Source organism: Bacillus sp. FSL K6-1012, from assembly GCF_037964915.1.
Classification (GTDB): domain Bacteria; phylum Bacillota; class Bacilli; order Bacillales; family Bacillaceae; genus Bacillus; species Bacillus halotolerans.
Genome location: NZ_CP150175.1, coordinates 1561412 through 1579426 on the forward strand (window position 1 = coordinate 1561412; position 18015 = coordinate 1579426).

Below are 18015 nucleotides of genomic sequence, written 5' to 3' on the forward strand. Positions count from 1 at the left end.
GATGCACTCCTAAGTGAGTGCATCTTTTTTTTAAACCTCCATAATGATCGGAAGGATCATTGGGCGGCGTTTCGTTTTTTCATATAAGAACGGAGCAAGCGTATCCGTGATCTCATTTTTGATTTCTGACCATTGAGTGGTTTTTCGTTCCATGACTTTTTGCAAGTGGTTTGAAATGAGCTCCTGGGCGTCATTGATCAAATCACCTGATTCTCTCATGTAAACAAACCCTCTGGAAATCAAGTCAGGGCCCGCTGAAATCTTAAAGTCATCCATATCTATGCTGACAACGACGATCACAAGACCTTCTTCAGAAAGAATTCTGCGGTCGCGAAGCACGATATTTCCAATATCACCGATACCGCTACCGTCGATATATACTGAACCGGATGGGATTTTACCGGCAACTGAAGCTTCATCGCCTTTAAGCGCCAATACTTCACCGTTATCCATGATAAAGCAGTTTTCTTCAGGGATGCCGCAATCTGTCGCAAGCTTGACATGCATCTTTTGCATTCTGTACTCACCGTGAATCGGCATGAAGAATTTAGGCTTGATTAAACGAAGCATCAGCTTTTGTTCTTCCTGTCCGCCGTGACCGGATGTATGGATATCATTAAGAGGTCCGTGAATAACCTCGGCCCCCGCACGATACAGCTGGTTAATTGTGCGGCTCACGCTGATTGTGTTGCCCGGGATAGGGGATGAAGAAAATACGACTGTATCTCCAGGATTGATTGAAATCTGCCGGTGTGTGCCGTTTGCAATTCTGGATAAAGCCGCCATCGGTTCCCCTTGGCTACCTGTACACAGGATCGTTACTTTATTGGCAGGAATGCGATTGATTTCATTATGTTCAATAAACGTATTTTTAGGACAGTTAATATAGCCGAGAGTTTGTCCGATTTCGATAGCCGATTCCATACTGCGTCCAAATACGGCAACTTTTCTTCCATTTAATACAGCAGCCTCAATTACCTGCTGCAAGCGGTGAATATTCGACGCAAATGTAGCGAAGATAACTCGGCCGTCCACCTTGCGGAAAATGTCATGAATGCTTTCTCCGACACGGCGTTCAGACATAGTGAACTCCGGGTTTTCACTGTTTGTGCTGTCTGAAAGGAGGCACAGAACGCCTTCTTTGCCGATTTCTGCCATTTTCGTTAAGTTTGCCGGCTCGCCGACTGGAGTAAAGTCGAATTTGAAATCTCCAGTATGTACGATGTTTCCGGGCGGCGTTTTTACAACAATACCGTAGGAATCCGGAATACTGTGTGTTGTTCTAAAGAATGACACAGCCGTTTTGCGAAATTTTACGATATCATCCTCACCGATGATGTTAAGCTTAGTCTGTCTTAATAATCCGTGCTCTTCAAGTTTATTCCGAAGTAAGCCGATCGCGAGTTTACCGCCGTAAACGGGAATATTGACTTGTCTAAGCAGGTACGGGATGCCGCCGATATGGTCTTCGTGCCCGTGAGTGATAAAAAGCCCTTTAATTTTATCTTCGTTTTTAACTAAATACGTGTAATCGGGAATGACGTAATCAATACCGAGCAGTTCGTCCTCGGGAAACTTGATCCCCGCGTCAATCAGTACAATTTCATCCTGAAACTGCACTGCATACGTATTTTTACCGATTTCACCCAGTCCTCCGAGGGCGAAAACAGCAGTCTGATCGTTTTTTACAAATTTCATACCGCTCATAACTCCAATACTTTAAAATTTTCACTCTGTTGTTCATATTCTAAAAAAGCACCGTCAACAGGTGTGATAAATTCAATATTAAATTTCTTGTCTTTCAGTTTCGTTCTGACGTCACGCTCTGATACACCTTCAATATAAAGTGAATCTGTTTTTTCCCGAACAGGTACTTCCTCAGCTTTTTTTTGATAAAATACCTTATAAATCATCCAAATCTCTCCTTAAATGCCGTATGTTAGACTCGCTTATTCTATTATATTCGAAAACGGAATATAAGGAAAGTCTTGAGCAAAATAAGGACCTTTCAAAAAGGGACAGATCCCTTATCAGGCAATGGCTTTCCTGCGGAGCATTCCGTTCCATTGTCTTCTGAGTTTCTTTTTTAATTTCCGAAGCATAACGCGGTCCCTCCTTCGATTGATACTTGTCCAAGGCTGTTTTATACAAATAGTATACGGAGTTTAGCACGGACTTTCCGTGGATATTAATGGAATTTTATTTTGTTTTTGAGGGAAATAGTTTGCTGAACTGAAATCTTTTTGTATGATGAGTGTGGGAATTGCAGATTTAGACGATAAAGGGGAATAACGATGGACTCAAAATTAATTTTTTTCGATATTGACGGCACGATATATGATCACGACAAAAAGATACCGGAAAGCACAAGAAAAACGGTAGCGGAGCTTCAGAGGCAGGGGCACCATGTGTTTATCGCCAGCGGGCGGTCCCCGTTTCTGGTGAAGCCGATTTTAGAGGAGTTAGGCATTCACTCATTTATTTCCTACAACGGTCAGTATGTCGTCTTTGAAAATGAAGTGATTTATAAGAATCCGCTGCCTGAAGAGGCAATCAGAAGATTGTTAAAGCAGGCGGGAGAAGGAAGCCACCCGGTTGTGTTTATGGCTGAAGATACAATGAAAGCGACTGTTGCTGACCATCCTCATGTCTTGGAGGGAATCGGCAGCCTGAAAACCGACTATCCTGAAACCGATGACCTCTTTTATGAAGGAAAAGAAATTTTTCAGCTTCTGCTGTTTTGCCAGGATGAAGAAGAAAAAATTTATGGGGCTTTTCCAGAATTCGATCTTGTGCGCTGGCATGAGCTTTCGACTGATGTGCTGCCGCGCGGCGGATCAAAGGCGGAGGGGATTAAAAAAGTAATCGAGCGCCTTCCGTTTGATATCAGCGATACATATGCCTTCGGTGACGGATTAAATGATCTGCAAATGATTCAGTTTGTCGGAACAGGCGTTGCCATGGGGAATGCCGTTCCTGAATTAAAAGAAGTTGCGGATTTTGTAACAAAGCCTGTAGACGAGGATGGAATTGCTTATGCTGTCAAAGAATTAGGCTTGCTAAAATAAAAAAGCGGCTGGCACTTATAGTGTCAGCCGCATATTTTCTTTTAGCGGTCAATCGCCATCGCGTTTTCAGGTTCTTTAAATGGATTTTCTTTATCGATATGATCATAAAACATAACGCCATTTAAATGGTCGATTTCATGCTGAAATACAATCGCCGGAAATCCTTTTAAACGAATGTCTATTTGTTCTCCCTCCAGTGTTGTTCCTTTCACTCTGATACGAGCGTAGCGCGGAACATAGCCGGGAATTGCCTCATCAACTGACAGGCAGCCTTCACCGCTTGTTAAATAGCTTCTTTCAACGGAATGGCTGACGATCTTCGGGTTAAACAATGCATAGCTGTATAACTTCCCGGAAGCATCTTCTGCATGGACTGCGATCATCCGTTTATTAATATTAATTTGAGGTGCCGCAAGTCCTACGCCGGGGCGCAGATTGTATTTTTCAGCCAATTCCGGATTTTGGCTGTTTTTTACGAATTCAATCATATCTGCCAGCTGCTGTTTTTCTTCTTCTGTGGCAGGCAGCCCGACAGGCTCTGCTGTCTCTCTTAAGGCAGGGTGGCCGTCGCGCACGATGTTTTCCATAGTAATCAAGAAACTTCACTCCTAAAGCTTAATATGTAAATTATATCGGATTTCTTCGTAAAGGTGCAACGAAACGAATGACCAGCCGTAAATGGCTGGTCAGTGTTTTACTGTGTAATTAGCAACAGCCTCCGCCTAAATAAGCAGCTCCAACAATGATTAACAGAATGAATAAAACAACGATTAACGCAAATGTGCGGCCATATCCTGCTCCGCCATATCCGTAACCATAACTGCAGCAGCCTCCGCCGTAACCATATCCATAACCGTACATGAACATAACCTCCTCTTTTAATTACGCCAGAGCCTTGTAGTAGGCATAGCGTCTACAATAACCTATGTAAAAACAAAAAAGTTGTATGGTCATCTGTCCTGATTTTTGACGATTTAGATTTGATTTTTTGCTCAGCAAGCCATGCGATAACCACCTGGCTATTGTCAAATATCTCTATGGATTCTATAGTAGAAATTGTCAAGATTGGGGGATTTAACGTGAAAGACAGAATAAAACGGCGCCACGGTGTGAAAATCGGAGCCTTTTGCGCTGTGACTTTCCTATTAACAGGGTGCGTGGGACAGGATCCGGTGGATTCACTTCATGACTCATTAGAAAAAGTCGCTGATCTAGAAAAACCGTTTCAAGAAGAACAGAAAACGCTCGAGGAATTAGAGAAAAAAGAACATGCTCTCTACAATGATGTCATCAAGCTCAATATGGATGATTATAAAAAAATCGTTTCATTATCAGACGAAGCGCTAGAGAATGTAAATAAACGCGAAGAACATCTGAAGCTTGAAAATGAGAGCATCGAAAAATCCGAATCAGAATTTGAGGAAGCCAAAACATCCGCAGAAAATATTAAGGATAAACACATCAAGGCAAAGGCCGAGACTGCGGCAGATCATATGAAAAAAAGATATGCTGCATACAGCTCTATGTCTGAAGAATATGAAAAAGCCATTAAACTTGATAAAAAACTGTATAAGCTGCTGAAAGACAAAGACTTGACGCTGGATAAGCTTGATCAGCAGATCGAAAAAGCGAATGCTTCTTATAAAAAAGTCCTTAAACAAAGCGGCGAATTTGATGTGCAAACGGAGAAATATAATAAAGCCCGCAAAGATTTATATGACGCCGCAGGCTATCATATAAAAAAGAGCTGACTATGATCAGCTCTTTTTTTAAATTCTATTCAAAATTTAAATTTCTATTGTAGTACAGTATGATGGGTTATACTAGTACAGTTTGAGGTGCAGGCTGCATCTGTTTTTTTATAGAAAATGTAAAGCGAATACATTTATTGAAAATCAGCGATGAAAACGATTGACGGTTCTTCTTTATATGGTGTAAACTAATCCATGTTAAGCGGTGTTGTATTAGTTTTTTACAACTTCGAAATAATACAGTTCAAAGCAGAGTGTAACTATCCTACATAAATGGTTTCGGCAAACTGGGGATCGGCTAAAATATATACGACTTACTGCTGATACTTTAGGGTACCCTAAGTTTGTATGTATAAAAGGAATGCACGTCTAATGACTGTTTAAAAGAAAGGAAGAGGTGACTTTAGTATGGCTGCAAAAACGAAAAAAGTAATCGTTGATAGTAAGAAGCAATTTGATGCCATTAAAAAGCAGTTCGAAACGTTCCAAATTTTAAATGAAAAGGGAGAAGTCGTGAATGAAGCGGCGATGCCTGATTTAACTGATGATCAATTGAAAGAGCTTATGCGCCGCATGGTATTTACGCGTGTGCTTGATCAGCGCTCTATCTCATTAAACCGTCAAGGACGTCTCGGATTCTACGCTCCTACTGCGGGCCAAGAAGCTTCTCAGATTGCTACACATTTCGCGCTTGAAAAAGAAGACTTCGTTCTTCCGGGATACCGTGATGTGCCTCAGTTAATCTGGCACGGCCTTCCATTATATCAAGCGTTCCTGTTCTCTCGCGGACATTTCCGAGGAAACCAAATGCCTGATGATGTGAATGCCCTTTCTCCACAAATCATTATCGGTGCTCAATACATTCAAACGGCCGGTGTTGCGCTAGGTCTTAAAAAACGCGGTAAGAAAGCTGTCGCAATCACTTACACTGGTGACGGCGGAGCTTCACAAGGGGACTTCTACGAAGGAATTAACTTTGCCGGCGCTTATAAAGCACCTGCGATCTTCGTTGTACAAAACAACCGTTACGCGATTTCAACTCCAGTTGAAAAACAATCTGCAGCAGGTACAATTGCACAAAAAGCAGTAGCTGCCGGAATTGTGGGTGTACAAGTAGACGGAATGGATCCGCTTGCTGTATACGCTGCAACTGCAGAAGCACGCGAACGGGCGATTAACGGTGAAGGCCCGACACTGATTGAAACACTGACATTCCGTTATGGCCCGCACACAATGGCTGGTGACGATCCGACTAAATATCGCACAAAAGAAATCGAAAACGAATGGGAGCAAAAAGATCCGCTTGTACGCTTCCGTGCGTTCCTTGAAAACAAAGGCCTATGGTCTGAAGAAGAAGAAACAAAAGTAATCGAGGATGCAAAAGAAGAAATTAAGCAGGCGATCAAAAAAGCGGATGCTGAGCCTAAGCAAAAAGTAACTGATTTAATGAAAATCATGTTCGAAAAAATGCCTCATAACCTTGAGGAGCAATTTGAAATTTATACACAGAAGGAGTCGAAGTAAGCCATGGCGCAAATGACAATGATTCAAGCAATCACGGATGCGTTACGCACAGAACTGAAAAATGACGAAAATGTCTTAGTTTTCGGAGAAGACGTTGGTGTTAACGGCGGCGTATTCCGTGCGACAGAAGGATTGCAAAAAGAATTCGGTGAAGACCGTGTGTTTGACACGCCACTTGCTGAATCTGGTATCGGCGGTCTTGCCCTTGGTTTAGGCTTAAACGGCTTCCGTCCGGTAATGGAAATCCAATTCTTTGGATTTGTTTACGAAGTAATGGATTCAGTATCTGGCCAAATGGCTCGTATGCGTTACCGTTCTGGCGGACGCTGGACTTCACCTGTAACCATTCGTTCTCCGTTCGGCGGCGGTGTTCATACTCCTGAGCTTCACGCTGACAGCTTAGAAGGTCTTGTTGCACAACAGCCTGGTGTCAAAGTTGTTATTCCATCAACTCCTTACGATGCCAAAGGACTTTTGATTTCTGCGATCAGAGACAACGATCCTGTTGTTTTCTTAGAGCACATGAAGCTTTACCGTTCTTTCCGTCAGGAAGTTCCTGAAGAAGAATACGCAATTGAGCTTGGCAAAGCTGACGTAAAACGTGAAGGTACTGACCTTTCAATCATCACTTACGGCGCAATGGTTCATGAATCATTAAAAGCTGCCGAGGAGCTTGAAAAAGACGGCATTTCTGCTGAAGTTGTCGACCTTCGCACTGTAAGCCCGCTTGACATTGATACAATCATCGCATCTGTAGAAAAAACAGGACGCGCGATTGTTGTTCAAGAGGCACAAAAACAAGCCGGTATTGCTGCAAACGTAGTAGCAGAAATTAATGACCGTGCGATCTTGAGCTTGGAAGCACCTGTACTTCGCGTGGCTGCGCCTGATACAGTATTTCCTTTCTCTCAAGCGGAGAGCGTATGGCTTCCAAACCATAAAGATGTTCTTGAAACAGCAAGAAAAGTACTTGAATTTTAATCAAACTGCATAATCGAGAGGGAAGATGAACGTTTTCCCTCTATTATATATCTGTTTTCAATGCTTACGTTGTAAACTTTAAAATTGCTTAATCAAACTAGGAGGTCGAGAACTGTGGCATTTGAATTTAAACTTCCAGATATCGGGGAAGGTATCCACGAAGGCGAAATCGTAAAATGGTTTGTCAAGCCTAACGATGAGGTTGACGAAGATGATGTACTGGCGGAAGTCCAAAATGATAAAGCAGTAGTAGAAATTCCTTCACCTGTTAAAGGAAAAGTATTAGAATTAAAAGTTGAAGAGGGAACGGTTGCAACTGTTGGACAAACGATCATTACGTTTGATGCACCTGGTTACGAAGACCTTCAATTTAAAGGCAGCGATGAGTCTGGCGACGCAAAAACTGAAGCACAAGTTCAGTCTACTGGTGAAGCTGGACAAGATGTTGCGAAAGAAGAGCGTGCTGAAGAGCCTGCTAAAGAAACTGGCGCAGGACAGCAGGATCAAGCTGAAGTTGACCCGAACAAACGCGTGATCGCTATGCCTTCTGTACGTAAATACGCTCGTGAAAAAGGCGTAGATATCCGTAAAGTAACAGGTTCAGGCAACAACGGACGTGTTGTGAAAGAAGATATCGACAGCTTTGTAAACGGAGGAGCGCAAGAAGCTGCGCCGCAAGAAACGGCTGCACCTCAAGAAACAGCTGCTAAACCGGCTGCTGCACCGGCTCCAGAGGGTGAATTCCCAGAAACTCGCGAAAAAATGAGCGGTATCCGTAAAGCAATTGCAAAAGCGATGGTTAACTCTAAACATACTGCTCCTCATGTAACACTAATGGACGAAGTGGACGTAACAAACCTTGTTGCACATCGTAAACAGTTCAAACAGGTTGCTGCTGATCAAGGCATCAAGCTGACATACTTGCCTTACGTTGTAAAAGCTCTTACATCTGCACTGAAAAAATTCCCTGTTTTAAACACGTCAATTGACGATAAAACAGATGAAGTAATCCAAAAACATTACTTCAACATCGGTATTGCTGCTGACACTGAAAAAGGCTTGCTTGTGCCAGTTGTAAAAAATGCAGACCGTAAAGCGATCTTTGAAATTTCTGATGAGATCAACAGCCTTGCAACAAAAGCTCGTGAAGGCAAGCTTGCTCCAGCTGAAATGAAAGGCGCATCTTGCACAATTACAAACATCGGTTCAGCCGGCGGACAATGGTTCACTCCGGTTATCAACCATCCAGAAGTTGCGATTCTTGGTATCGGACGCATTGCAGAAAAAGCGATTGTTCGTGATGGCGAAATCGTAGCAGCTCCAGTCTTAGCTCTTTCTCTCAGCTTCGACCACCGTATGATCGACGGAGCGACTGCGCAAAATGCACTAAATCACATCAAGCGTTTACTGAACGATCCACAATTAATTTTAATGGAGGCGTAATGTTATGGTAGTAGGAGATTTCCCTATTGAAACAGATACTCTTGTAATTGGTGCGGGACCTGGCGGCTATGTAGCTGCCATCCGCGCTGCACAGCTTGGACAAAAAGTAACAGTCGTTGAAAAAGCAACTCTTGGAGGCGTTTGTCTGAACGTTGGATGTATCCCTTCAAAAGCGCTGATCAATGCTGGCCACCGTTATGAGAATGCTAAGCATTCTGATGACATGGGAATCACTGCTGAGAACGTAACAGTTGATTTCACAAAAGTTCAAGAGTGGAAAACTTCTGTTGTTAACAAGCTTACTGGCGGTGTAGCAGGTCTTCTTAAAGGCAACAAAGTAGATGTAGTAAAAGGCGAAGCTTACTTTGTAGACAGCAATTCAGTTCGTGTAATGGATGAGAATTCTGCTCAAACATACACGTTCAAAAACGCAATCATTGCGACTGGTTCTCGTCCTATCGAATTGCCAAACTTCAAATATACTGATCGTGTCCTAAATTCAACAGGTGCTTTGGCTCTTAAAGAAATTCCTAAAAAGCTTGTTGTTATCGGCGGCGGATACATCGGAACTGAGCTTGGAACTGCGTATGCAAACTTCGGCACTGAGCTTGTTATTCTTGAAGGCGGAGATGAAATTCTTCCAGGCTTCGAAAAACAAATGAGTTCCCTTGTAACTCGCAGACTGAAGAAAAAAGGCAACGTTGAAATCCATACAAACGCGATGGCTAAAGGCGTTGAAGAAAAAGCTGACGGCGTAACAGTCACTTTCGAAGTAAAAGGTGAAGAAAAAACTGTTGATGCTGATTACGTACTGATTACTGTCGGACGCCGTCCAAATACTGATGAGCTTGGTCTTGAGCAAGTCGGTATTGAAATGACTGACCGCGGTGTTATCAAAACTGACAAACAGTGCCGCACGAACGTACCTAACATCTATGCAATCGGTGATATCATTGAAGGACCGCCGCTTGCTCACAAAGCATCTTACGAAGGTAAGATTGCTGCAGAAGCGATCGCTGGAGAGCCTGCAGAAATCGATTACCTTGGTATTCCTGCGGTTGTCTTCTCTGAGCCTGAGCTTGCATCAGTCGGTTACACTGAAGCACAAGCGAAAGAAGAAGGCCTTGACATTGTTGCTGCTAAATTCCCATTTGCAGCAAACGGCCGCGCGCTTTCTCTTAACGAAACTGACGGCTTCATGAAGCTGATCACTCGTAAAGAGGACGGCCTTGTAATCGGTGCGCAAATCGCCGGCGCAAGCGCTTCTGACATGATTTCTGAATTAAGTTTAGCTATCGAAGGCGGCATGACTGCTGAAGATATTGCTATGACAATTCATGCACATCCAACATTGGGTGAAATCACAATGGAAGCTGCTGAAGTGGCAATCGGAAGCCCGATTCACATCGTAAAATAATAGAGATGACATAAAAAACAGCCCCGTAAGCGGGGGCTGTTTTATTTATTTAGACAGTACATGCTGTAATGGTTTAATGATGTCTTCTTTCTTTTTCACACATCCCTCTATTTTCACAACGACATGCCGCTGATCAACTACCATGAGAGTAGGGACGGTTTCGATTTCATCTTCCCAGCCTTTTCTGTTATCGTATACCTTCATTTTATCTATTTGATCAGGATAATCCTTTTCTAAATCTAGCAGAGCATCATAATATGACGCCTCTTGATCAATTTGATTTTCATCAGAAAAAAATAGGATTTGAGTATGATGAATGCTGTCAATTCGGCTTTTTTTTATTGGATTGATTGTGGAAAGGGTGCAGCCCGATAAAGCAAATACTATCATCAGTATGGGAAATACCGCGCGATATCGCATCTATCTTCTCCTCTGTATAAACCATAGTAAACTAGTTTTAGTTTATCACGAGTAACCGCGTCATCTGCTTCTTGTTACCTAATTGTTATATAATTGAAACCGTTTTTAAAGAGAGATAACATCTCTTTAAACCGAATACTCTGAACGCACACATTATTCATCGCGAATCATTTGCAATTTCGTTACACTATTCAAAAAAAGTTCGCGAAAACATGAAATCACAATGTCTTTTCAGCATAAGTATCGAATGAAAGCGTTTGTTAAGAAGATGATAATTCATGGAACCGAAAAGAAAAAACATGTTACATTAAAAGTTTTTGAAATAAATGTGTTATACAGTTTATTGTTGACATTTTAAATGTGACATATTAATATAATACCAACAAAAGAAATTAAGCGTTTTCAAAATTAAAAGAAATGGGGAATGAGAGATGGGTACGATTGTTTGCCAAGATTGTAACGAAGCCATTCATTACTTCGAGGATGAGAAGGTTACAACGTTATACGGAACATGCTGCGGACAATGTCAGTGTCCTCTTGATGAAGAGTAAGAAAAAGCATGCGGCTTAGCCGCATGCTTTTTGTATTTATTGAATAGCTTTTTGCTCTTTTATGACTCGAATCATGCTCAAAGTAGAATCCTCCGGTCCTTGAACTGGAAGTCCGGCATCAATGTTTTTGAAGATGTAGCTGATGTTTTCTTCTGTAATAATCTCGCCCGGGATAAAGATAGGAATTCCAGGAGGATACACCATCACAAATTCAGCGATAATCCGTCCTGCTGCTTCTTTTAATGGAACAACTTCTGTATTTGCATAGAAAGCGTCACGCGGCGTCATCGCCAGTAATGGGATTTCTGGAAGCAGTACCTTTGTCTGTTTATGCGTAACATCATTTGCTGACATTTGACGCGCTATCTCTTTTAAAGCTTCCACAAGGCGATCTGCATCGTTCTGGCTGTCACCAGGTGTGAAGATACACAAAATGTTGTACAGATCTGAAAGCTCTACTTCAATATTAAAGGATTCCCGCAGCCACTTCTCGACATCATGTCCTGTGAGCCCCAGGTTTTTAACTGAAATAATTAATTTTGTCGGGTCATAATTGTAAGCGGCTTTAGAACCGATAATTTCAGAACCGACACAGTAAATACCGTCAATTTGGTTCAGACGTTCTCTCGTCTGATTAGCAAGCTTCAACGTTTCTTCAGCAAGCTGATAGCCCTCTGTCGCAAGCCGTTTTCTGGCGACGTCCAAAGAGGCTAGAAGCAAATAAGAAGTAGACGTGGTTGTCAGCATGCTGAGTATCGATTGCACTCTGTCTTTAGAAACAAGGCCTTCTCTCATGTTTAGAATAGAGCTCTGTGTCAGTGATCCGCCTAGTTTATGCACACTTGTCGCAGCCATGTCTGCACCTGCCTGCATCGCTGAAAGCGGAAATTGGTCGTGAAAATGAATATGAACGCCATGTGCTTCATCGACTAGAACCGGCACATCAAAGGAATGGGCTAGTTCTACGATGCTTTTTAAATCAGCAGCTACTCCGAAATATGTCGGGTTGATCACAAGAAGCCCTTTGGCATCAGGATGTTCATTCAGCGCCCGTTTAGCGGATTCAAGTGTAATGCCGTGAGAGATGCCTAGTTCATTGTCAATTTCAGGATGAATAAAGATTGGGACGGCTCCGGAAAATACAATAGCTGACATAATGGATTTGTGCACATTTCTTGGAATGATGATTTTATCTCCAGGTCCGCAGACAGCCATCACCATTGTCATGATTGCGCCGCTTGTTCCCTGAACAGAAAAAAAGGTGTGATCCGCGCCGAAAGCTTCGGCAGCCAAATCCTGCGCTTCTTTAATAATGCCTTTAGGCGCATGCAGGTCATCTAATGGTTCAATATTAATCAAATCTATACTTAACGCGTTTTCACCGATAAATTGTCTGAACTCTGGATCCATTCCTGCCCCTTTTTTATGGCCGGGAATGTGGAATTGAACAGGCTGTCTGCTTGCGTGCTTTTTCAGGCCTGTGTATAAGGGTGTTTCATGTTGCGACAATTGTTTTCCCACCTTTGTAGTAATACCTATGCATATTAGTGTGTATTAAAATCAGTTTCTCAACCGTTTTTTAGACGTAAAACAAATGAATTATATTATGAACTTGAAAGAATGTAAAGAACAATTTATGATCAAATGAAGATGCTTTTTGTAAAAGGAAAGCGAATCTATAAGGAGTGAAGAAAATGGAATACCAATATCCGATGAATGAAGATTGGACAACCGAAGAAGCAGTGGATGTGATTGCATTTTTCCAGCAGGTTGAGCTGGCTTATGAAAAGGGAGCCGACCGTGAAGAGCTGCTTAAGACGTATCGGCGATTCAAAGAAATTGTGCCGGGAAAAGCTGAAGAAAAAAAGCTGTGCGGCGAATTTGAGGAACAAAGTACATACTCTCCTTATCGTACGGTCAAGCAGGCGAAGGAATCTGACCAGGCAAAGATTAAGATGTAAAAGGAAAAGAGCCGGATGAAAGGGGACTGACCCCATAAGATGAGACAAATAAAAAACACCTTCAAGTTTGAAAACGGATAGTTGTTATCCTTAAATAAGACTTGGAGGTGTTTTTTGTATGGGAACAAGAGTGAGTTATCCGATTGAAGTCAAACAGAAGGCTGTAGAAATGAGATTGGCAGGCGTACCTATGAAAGAGATCATGCAGGAATTGAATATCAAGAATAAGACGCAGGTTCAGACATGGGTTAGATGGCATAAGGCTGGGGATACACATCGATTTGAACAGCCTGTTGGTAAGCAATACACTTACGGAAAAGGTCCGGAGTATTCTTCCGAATTAGAGAAACTGCAGGCAGAGAACCGTTATCTGAGACAACAGAATGAAGTTCTAAAAAAGTACAACGAATTGGAAAGGAAGTTGATAGCCAAACGTCAGTCGAACTTGTAGAAGTATTGCACAGCACAATGACCGTACAGAATATCTGTGTTCATTTAGGTATTTCACGAGCATCTTATTATCGTTGGAAGAAGAACCTGATGAAAGATCATCCCAAGTGCCATTTGGAAAAACAAATCGGCACGTTGTGCCGAGAGCACAAGTATCGATATGGATATCGAAAAATTACAGCTATATTAAAAAAGGGAATGCGTATTAACCATAAAACGGTTCAGCGTATCATGCAGAAAAATCAGTGGCAGTGCCGGGTTAAGGTGAAAAAGCGCAAGAAGAATGGGCAGCCATATGCCGTGGTTGATAATATATTAGATCGGAACTTTCAGTCCGATCATCCTCTTGAAAAACTAGTAACGGATATCACATATTTGCCTTATGGACAGAAACAATTGTACCTTTCCAGTATATTGGATGTATACAATGGAGAAGTAATTGCTTTCACGATTGGAGATAAGCAGGACACAGACTTTGTCTTAAACACACTTGATCAGCTGCCAACACTGCCTCAGAACTGCGTGTTACATAGTGACCAAGGATCTGTGTATACATCTTATGAGTATCAGAAAGCTGTTAAAACAAAAGGCATTACCATGAGCATGTCCCGCAAAGGGACGCCCGCTGATAATGCCTCCATCGAATCGTTTCATTCCTCACTAAAGTCTGAAACGTTCTATCTTAACAGCATTAATCGAACCACGACCGCCATCGTAGAACGCACTGTCAAAGAATACATTTATTATTATAACAACATTCGTATTCAAACGAAACTAAACAGCCAATCACCGATAAGCTATCGGCAATTGGCTGTATAAAAGGTGTTTTGATCCCTGTCTCAAAAACGGGGGTCAGTCCCAAAGGTCCCGGCTCTTTTTTATGCTTGTGATACTTTTTGGGTTAAGCGGTACAGAAATGCAAGCTGCTGGAAGGCATCGTCGATTCGCTGAAGGAATTCTTGGTTATTCATCTTCAGCACCTCTTCTTTTTGAAGCTGAATGCCGCATAACAGCTCGGCTTTCTTTATGGTCTGCAACCGTTCCAACAATGTCTTGAACTGTTCCTTGTCCATTTCTGACTGCTTATGGACCCCCGGTTTTGTGTGATCCGCAGACCACACAAAGCTGTCTGGAATGTGATTTATAACGCTGTCTTGATTCGCTTCAAGCAATTTGCCGTATTCTTCTTTTATAGGGGACTCATAAATGATCGCGAACCATACAAAAACATGGCTCTCCCACAAGCCGATTTGAAAATGCGGCAGTTTTTTATAGCCTCTTTTGCTGTTTGCGAATGCCACCCAGCTGTCTGCAGGAGGGTTGACTGATCTCCTTGCATGCTTGGCCACATGGGGAAACATTTCATCTCCGGTTAAAGCGGATAATGTCGGGGCAAAGTGCTCGCCTAAAGCAGTCAGCTTCGGACGAACCCGCTCTTTTAACACCTCCATGCGTGCGTCTAAGCCGTCTATTGTAAATGTGTTAAAGTCTTCTTCAGTAAAACGCATTTGTGTCATGATTTTCCTCCTTCATGCTAAGTATACATATTTTATCACAGTTAGAACGCGCAGCAAAAAGATGAGCACGCGTTTGAAGAGAGGGGGAATGTGGTAATAAACGAATAGGTAAACACACAATTTTCAGAATCATGTTACAGGTAAATAGAAGAATCATAGGATATAAGAAGTATCATTGTTGAATGGCAAAATGGGATGCTTTTTTAAAACAAATGATCTCTGGAAGGGGCGAAAGACAATGAGGCAAGTTGTGAAAGAGGGATTTAGGGAAGAGAAAAACAACCGTGTAGCTGTCTGGAGACTAGAGGTTGATTATGAATTGGCAACCCTTTATGAGGCAATGCAAAAGGAAAATGACGAACAAATTGAGCTAAGCAAAAACAAACTTGAACGTCTCAGAAAAGAATGGATTCGCCTCAACGGGTAAAAAGCTATAGTAAAAACGAACCGCGTGAATGGTTCGTTTTTACGTGAGAAGGCATAATTTTCATTTTCCTTGCTTTTTCACCGCCGTTATCAGTATCCTATAAAATAAAGGTCTACATAGAAAAGAGGTACGCATGAATGACAAATTGGACGGAAATTGATGAGACTGCAAAGAAATGGATAAAAGAAGCAGGCGCAAGAATTAAACAGTCGATGCACGAAAGCCTGACAATTGAAACAAAATCAAATCCGAATGATTTAGTCACAAATATTGACAAGGAAACGGAAAAGTTTTTTATTGACCGCATCCAAGAAACCTTTCCGGGGCATCGCATACTCGGAGAAGAAGGACAAGGAGACGAACTTCACTCGTTGGAAGGTGTCGTCTGGATTATCGATCCGATTGACGGCACGATGAATTTTGTGCACCAGCAAAGAAATTTTGCAATTTCAATCGGTATTTTTGAAAATGGAATTGGCAAAATCGGTTTAATTTACGATGTGGTGCATGATGAACTGTATCACGCGTTTAGCGGTAAAGGTGCTTATATGAATGAAACGAAGCTGTCTCCTTTAAAGGAAACCGTTATTGAAGAAGCGATTCTAGCCATTAATGCGACATGGGTGACGGAAAACAGAAGAATTGACCCGGGTGTGCTGGCACCGCTTGTAAAAAGGGTGAGAGGAACACGCTCCTATGGCTCTGCCGCTCTAGAACTGGCAAACGTCGCTGCGGGAAGAATTGACGCTTACATTACGATGCGGCTTGCTCCTTGGGATTACGCAGCCGGCTGTGTGCTGTTAAACGAAGTAGGGGGCATTTATACAACGACTGAAGGAGAACCGTTCACCTTTTTAGAAAATCACTGTGTGCTGGCCGGAAACCCATCTATACATAAAACAATATTTGAAGAGTATCTTCATGCTGAAAAATAGACCATTTGAACAGGATGACCTCAGTTGGTTAGAGGAAATTGCGGAGGCTCATCCTGTTTGGAAAAAGGAAGAGTTTGGGGAAAAAGATGCAGAAAGCTATATGATCTCCTATTCGATGTATAACGGATCATGGCTTGTTTGGGAAAAAGACGGTCTGCCTGTTGCCGTCAGCTATCATCTCGAATGGGCTCCTTCAAACGGAAAGCCATGGCTGGGAACAGTGCTGGTTGATCCTGCTGAAGAAAGAAAGGGACATGCCAGGAAGATCATTGAACAGATCGGCCAATCGCTTCAGGACAAACATAGAGCACTATTTACAGCGGTTCCGATTGACCGGAATGAATGGATACTGTTTTTGAGCCAATGCGGCTTTGAACAGCTCAAGACGGAGAAAGATGAGGCAGACAAGCCGTATATAATCATGGTAAAGCCTTTAGTTTAAGCTGCCGTATACATGACGGCAGCTTATTTTCATGTGCAAAAAAACCTCCCAATCCTTCACCGTCGATTGAGAGGCGAGCCTGGTGAAGAACCAGGGGGGTTATTTTTTTACGGCATGTATATAATGAATGGTTTCAAACGCTGACAAATAATCCGTTCGTTTCTTGAAGAAAAGGTCATTGATTTCGGCTGGTGTTACATGTTCATAGATGAGTAAACCAGCTGAATCTAATGCTTCTTCGATTTCAAGATAAGTAAAACACGATTTCATCGGCTCACCGCTTGCTGAAGCCATTTTCACCATATGTTCAACTCTATTAGACTTTCCTTTTGTTTCAAAGAGCGTTTCGTCTGCGTAATCAAAAACGATAGAGCTTCCGGAGGGGACATGGGCAAATAATTGATTAAGCAGGCTTTTATTCTCTTCTTTCGTCAAATAATAAGAAACTCCTAAAAGGCTGAAGAACGTTTTTTGGTTATCAAAGCCTTCATCTAAGAGAGGCTGATATGAAAACGTTTTGGTAAAGTCCATAGGAACCAAATGAAGATTCGCTGGAATAGTAAGCCTTGCATCATCCAGTCTTTTCTTTTTCAATTGCTGTGTAGCCGGGTAATCAATTTCAAATATGTCTAAGCTGTCTTCCAGCTCTGGATGCCGGAAGCAGAATGTATCTAACCCGGCGCCAAGAATGACATACTGTTTTGCTCCCAGCACCACTTCGTTGCGAAATACTTTCTCACAATATGCTGCTCGAGCTAAGGGCGTAGGGGAAAGCTGGACTTGTGTAATCCACTTTAGTATCTCTTCTGGGTCATCTTGAAACTTTCGGGCAATATCTTTATTGAAAAACTGTATGCCTTGTATCATATTTTGACTAATGTCGGAAAACTCTTTTTCAGAAATAAGGTGTTTGGCGATATAATCGTCAAAAATTTTAGGTGTATCATATTGACTGTGATAGGCTCGGCTAAATGCTGATATTAAAGCTGTTAAACTGGACTCATTTTCCCTCATACCATGTCCTCCTGATAAACAAAAATAAGATTCCCCTGGCCAGGAGAACCTTATTATACACACAAATATACTGATAGTAAATTATAGCATAAATAAAAATTTTTGTCAATGTAT

20 protein-coding genes are annotated in these 18015 nt (G+C 42.1%); 12 read left to right on the forward strand and 8 right to left on the reverse strand.

The features are described 5' to 3' along the window. Window positions 1–30: 30 nt before the first annotated feature. Window positions 31–1698: a ribonuclease J1 gene (gene rnjA, locus NSS75_RS08145; protein WP_010334096.1), complete on the reverse strand. Its 1668-nt coding sequence runs from the start codon at window positions 1696–1698 to the stop codon at window positions 31–33. Window positions 1699–1703: 5 nt separating this feature from the next. Next, entirely contained in the window at window positions 1704–1913 is a 210-nt protein-coding gene (gene rnpZA, locus NSS75_RS08150) for an RNA polymerase subunit omega 1 (RefSeq protein ID WP_010334097.1), read from the reverse strand. Between the two features lie 381 nt (window positions 1914–2294). On the opposite strand from rnpZA, the gene NSS75_RS08155 reads away from it, so the two are divergent. Then, window positions 2295–3068, forward strand: coding sequence for a Cof-type HAD-IIB family hydrolase (locus NSS75_RS08155; protein ID WP_101865181.1), 774 nt, complete (start codon window positions 2295–2297; stop codon window positions 3066–3068). A gap of 41 nt (window positions 3069–3109) precedes the next feature. On the opposite strand, the gene def is transcribed toward NSS75_RS08155, so the two are convergent. Together def and NSS75_RS08165 are read right to left on the reverse strand one after the other, a co-directional pair. Next, entirely contained in the window at window positions 3110–3664 is a 555-nt protein-coding gene (gene def / locus NSS75_RS08160) for a peptide deformylase (protein ID WP_044156028.1), read from the reverse strand. A 109-nt stretch (window positions 3665–3773) separates the two neighbouring features. Then, window positions 3774–3929, reverse strand: a complete 156-nt coding sequence (locus NSS75_RS08165; protein ID WP_024121259.1) for a YjcZ family sporulation protein — start codon at window positions 3927–3929, stop codon at window positions 3774–3776. 218 nt (window positions 3930–4147) lie between these two features. Here NSS75_RS08165 and NSS75_RS08170 point away from each other — a divergent pair, with 218 nt between their 5' ends. From NSS75_RS08170 to lpdA, 5 genes are all read left to right on the forward strand, one after another. Continuing rightward, entirely contained in the window at window positions 4148–4819 is a 672-nt protein-coding gene (locus tag NSS75_RS08170; RefSeq protein WP_101860682.1) for a YkyA family protein, read from the forward strand. 408 nt (window positions 4820–5227) lie between these two features. Next, window positions 5228–6343 (forward strand): pyruvate dehydrogenase (acetyl-transferring) E1 component subunit alpha, encoded by a 1116-nt coding sequence (gene pdhA / locus NSS75_RS08175; RefSeq protein WP_024121261.1) that lies wholly within the window; start codon window positions 5228–5230, stop codon window positions 6341–6343. A 3-nt stretch (window positions 6344–6346) separates the two neighbouring features. Then, entirely contained in the window at window positions 6347–7324 is a 978-nt protein-coding gene (gene pdhB / locus NSS75_RS08180) for a pyruvate dehydrogenase complex E1 component subunit beta (RefSeq protein ID WP_339236920.1), read from the forward strand. Window positions 7325–7438: 114 nt separating this feature from the next. Further along, window positions 7439–8767: a pyruvate dehydrogenase complex dihydrolipoyllysine-residue acetyltransferase gene (gene pdhC, locus NSS75_RS08185; protein WP_024121262.1), complete on the forward strand. Its 1329-nt coding sequence runs from the start codon at window positions 7439–7441 to the stop codon at window positions 8765–8767. A gap of 4 nt (window positions 8768–8771) precedes the next feature. Further along, window positions 8772–10184 carry a dihydrolipoyl dehydrogenase gene (lpdA, locus tag NSS75_RS08190; RefSeq protein ID WP_024121263.1) on the forward strand — a complete coding sequence of 471 codons (1413 nt, stop codon included), beginning with the start codon at window positions 8772–8774 and terminating at the stop codon, window positions 10182–10184. 45 nt (window positions 10185–10229) lie between these two features. Here lpdA and slp read toward each other — a convergent pair whose 3' ends face one another. Next, window positions 10230–10604 (reverse strand): peptidoglycan-associated lipoprotein Slp, encoded by a 375-nt coding sequence (gene slp / locus NSS75_RS08195; protein ID WP_024121264.1) that lies wholly within the window; start codon window positions 10602–10604, stop codon window positions 10230–10232. Between the two features lie 431 nt (window positions 10605–11035). On the opposite strand from slp, the gene NSS75_RS08200 reads away from it, so the two are divergent. Next, window positions 11036–11155 (forward strand): GapA-binding peptide SR1P, encoded by a 120-nt coding sequence (locus NSS75_RS08200; RefSeq protein ID WP_010334106.1) that lies wholly within the window; start codon window positions 11036–11038, stop codon window positions 11153–11155. Between the two features lie 36 nt (window positions 11156–11191). Here the strand turns inward: NSS75_RS08200 and speA are convergent, their stop codons facing one another. Further along, window positions 11192–12664: an arginine decarboxylase gene (gene speA, locus NSS75_RS08205; RefSeq protein ID WP_024121265.1), complete on the reverse strand. Its 1473-nt coding sequence runs from the start codon at window positions 12662–12664 to the stop codon at window positions 11192–11194. 185 nt (window positions 12665–12849) lie between these two features. On the opposite strand from speA, the gene NSS75_RS08210 reads away from it, so the two are divergent. Continuing rightward, the gene (locus NSS75_RS08210; protein WP_024121266.1) at window positions 12850–13116 is read left to right on the forward strand and encodes a UPF0223 family protein; all 267 of its coding nucleotides are present in this window, start codon (window positions 12850–12852) and stop codon (window positions 13114–13116) included. Between the two features lie 118 nt (window positions 13117–13234). Continuing rightward, window positions 13235–14385 (forward strand): IS3 family transposase gene (locus tag NSS75_RS08215; RefSeq protein WP_339233173.1). Its coding sequence is split into 2 segments (ribosomal slippage): window positions 13235–13508 and window positions 13508–14385, totalling 1152 coding nucleotides; the frame shifts between segments, so codons are not numbered across the junction. A 59-nt stretch (window positions 14386–14444) separates the two neighbouring features. On the opposite strand, the gene NSS75_RS08220 is transcribed toward NSS75_RS08215, so the two are convergent. Continuing rightward, window positions 14445–15083, reverse strand: coding sequence for a DUF1054 domain-containing protein (locus NSS75_RS08220; RefSeq protein WP_101860684.1), 639 nt, complete (start codon window positions 15081–15083; stop codon window positions 14445–14447). A gap of 238 nt (window positions 15084–15321) precedes the next feature. Here NSS75_RS08220 and NSS75_RS08225 point away from each other — a divergent pair, with 238 nt between their 5' ends. The 3 genes from NSS75_RS08225 to NSS75_RS08235 all read left to right on the forward strand — a co-directional run bounded on the left by NSS75_RS08225 (window position 15322) and on the right by NSS75_RS08235 (window position 16887). Further along, window positions 15322–15510, forward strand: coding sequence for a hypothetical protein (locus NSS75_RS08225; RefSeq protein ID WP_010334110.1), 189 nt, complete (start codon window positions 15322–15324; stop codon window positions 15508–15510). Window positions 15511–15647: 137 nt separating this feature from the next. Next, window positions 15648–16445, forward strand: coding sequence for an inositol-1-monophosphatase (suhB, locus tag NSS75_RS08230; protein WP_024121268.1), 798 nt, complete (start codon window positions 15648–15650; stop codon window positions 16443–16445). Then, window positions 16432–16887 (forward strand): GNAT family N-acetyltransferase, encoded by a 456-nt coding sequence (locus tag NSS75_RS08235; protein ID WP_024121269.1) that lies wholly within the window; start codon window positions 16432–16434, stop codon window positions 16885–16887. Before suhB ends, NSS75_RS08235 begins: the two co-directional genes overlap by 14 nt. A 99-nt stretch (window positions 16888–16986) precedes the next feature. Here NSS75_RS08235 and NSS75_RS08240 read toward each other — a convergent pair whose 3' ends face one another. Beyond that, complete coding sequence (locus tag NSS75_RS08240) at window positions 16987–17901, reverse strand: class I SAM-dependent methyltransferase (RefSeq protein ID WP_103671637.1); 915 nt, start codon at window positions 17899–17901, stop codon at window positions 16987–16989. Between the last annotated feature and the right edge of the window lie 114 nt (window positions 17902–18015).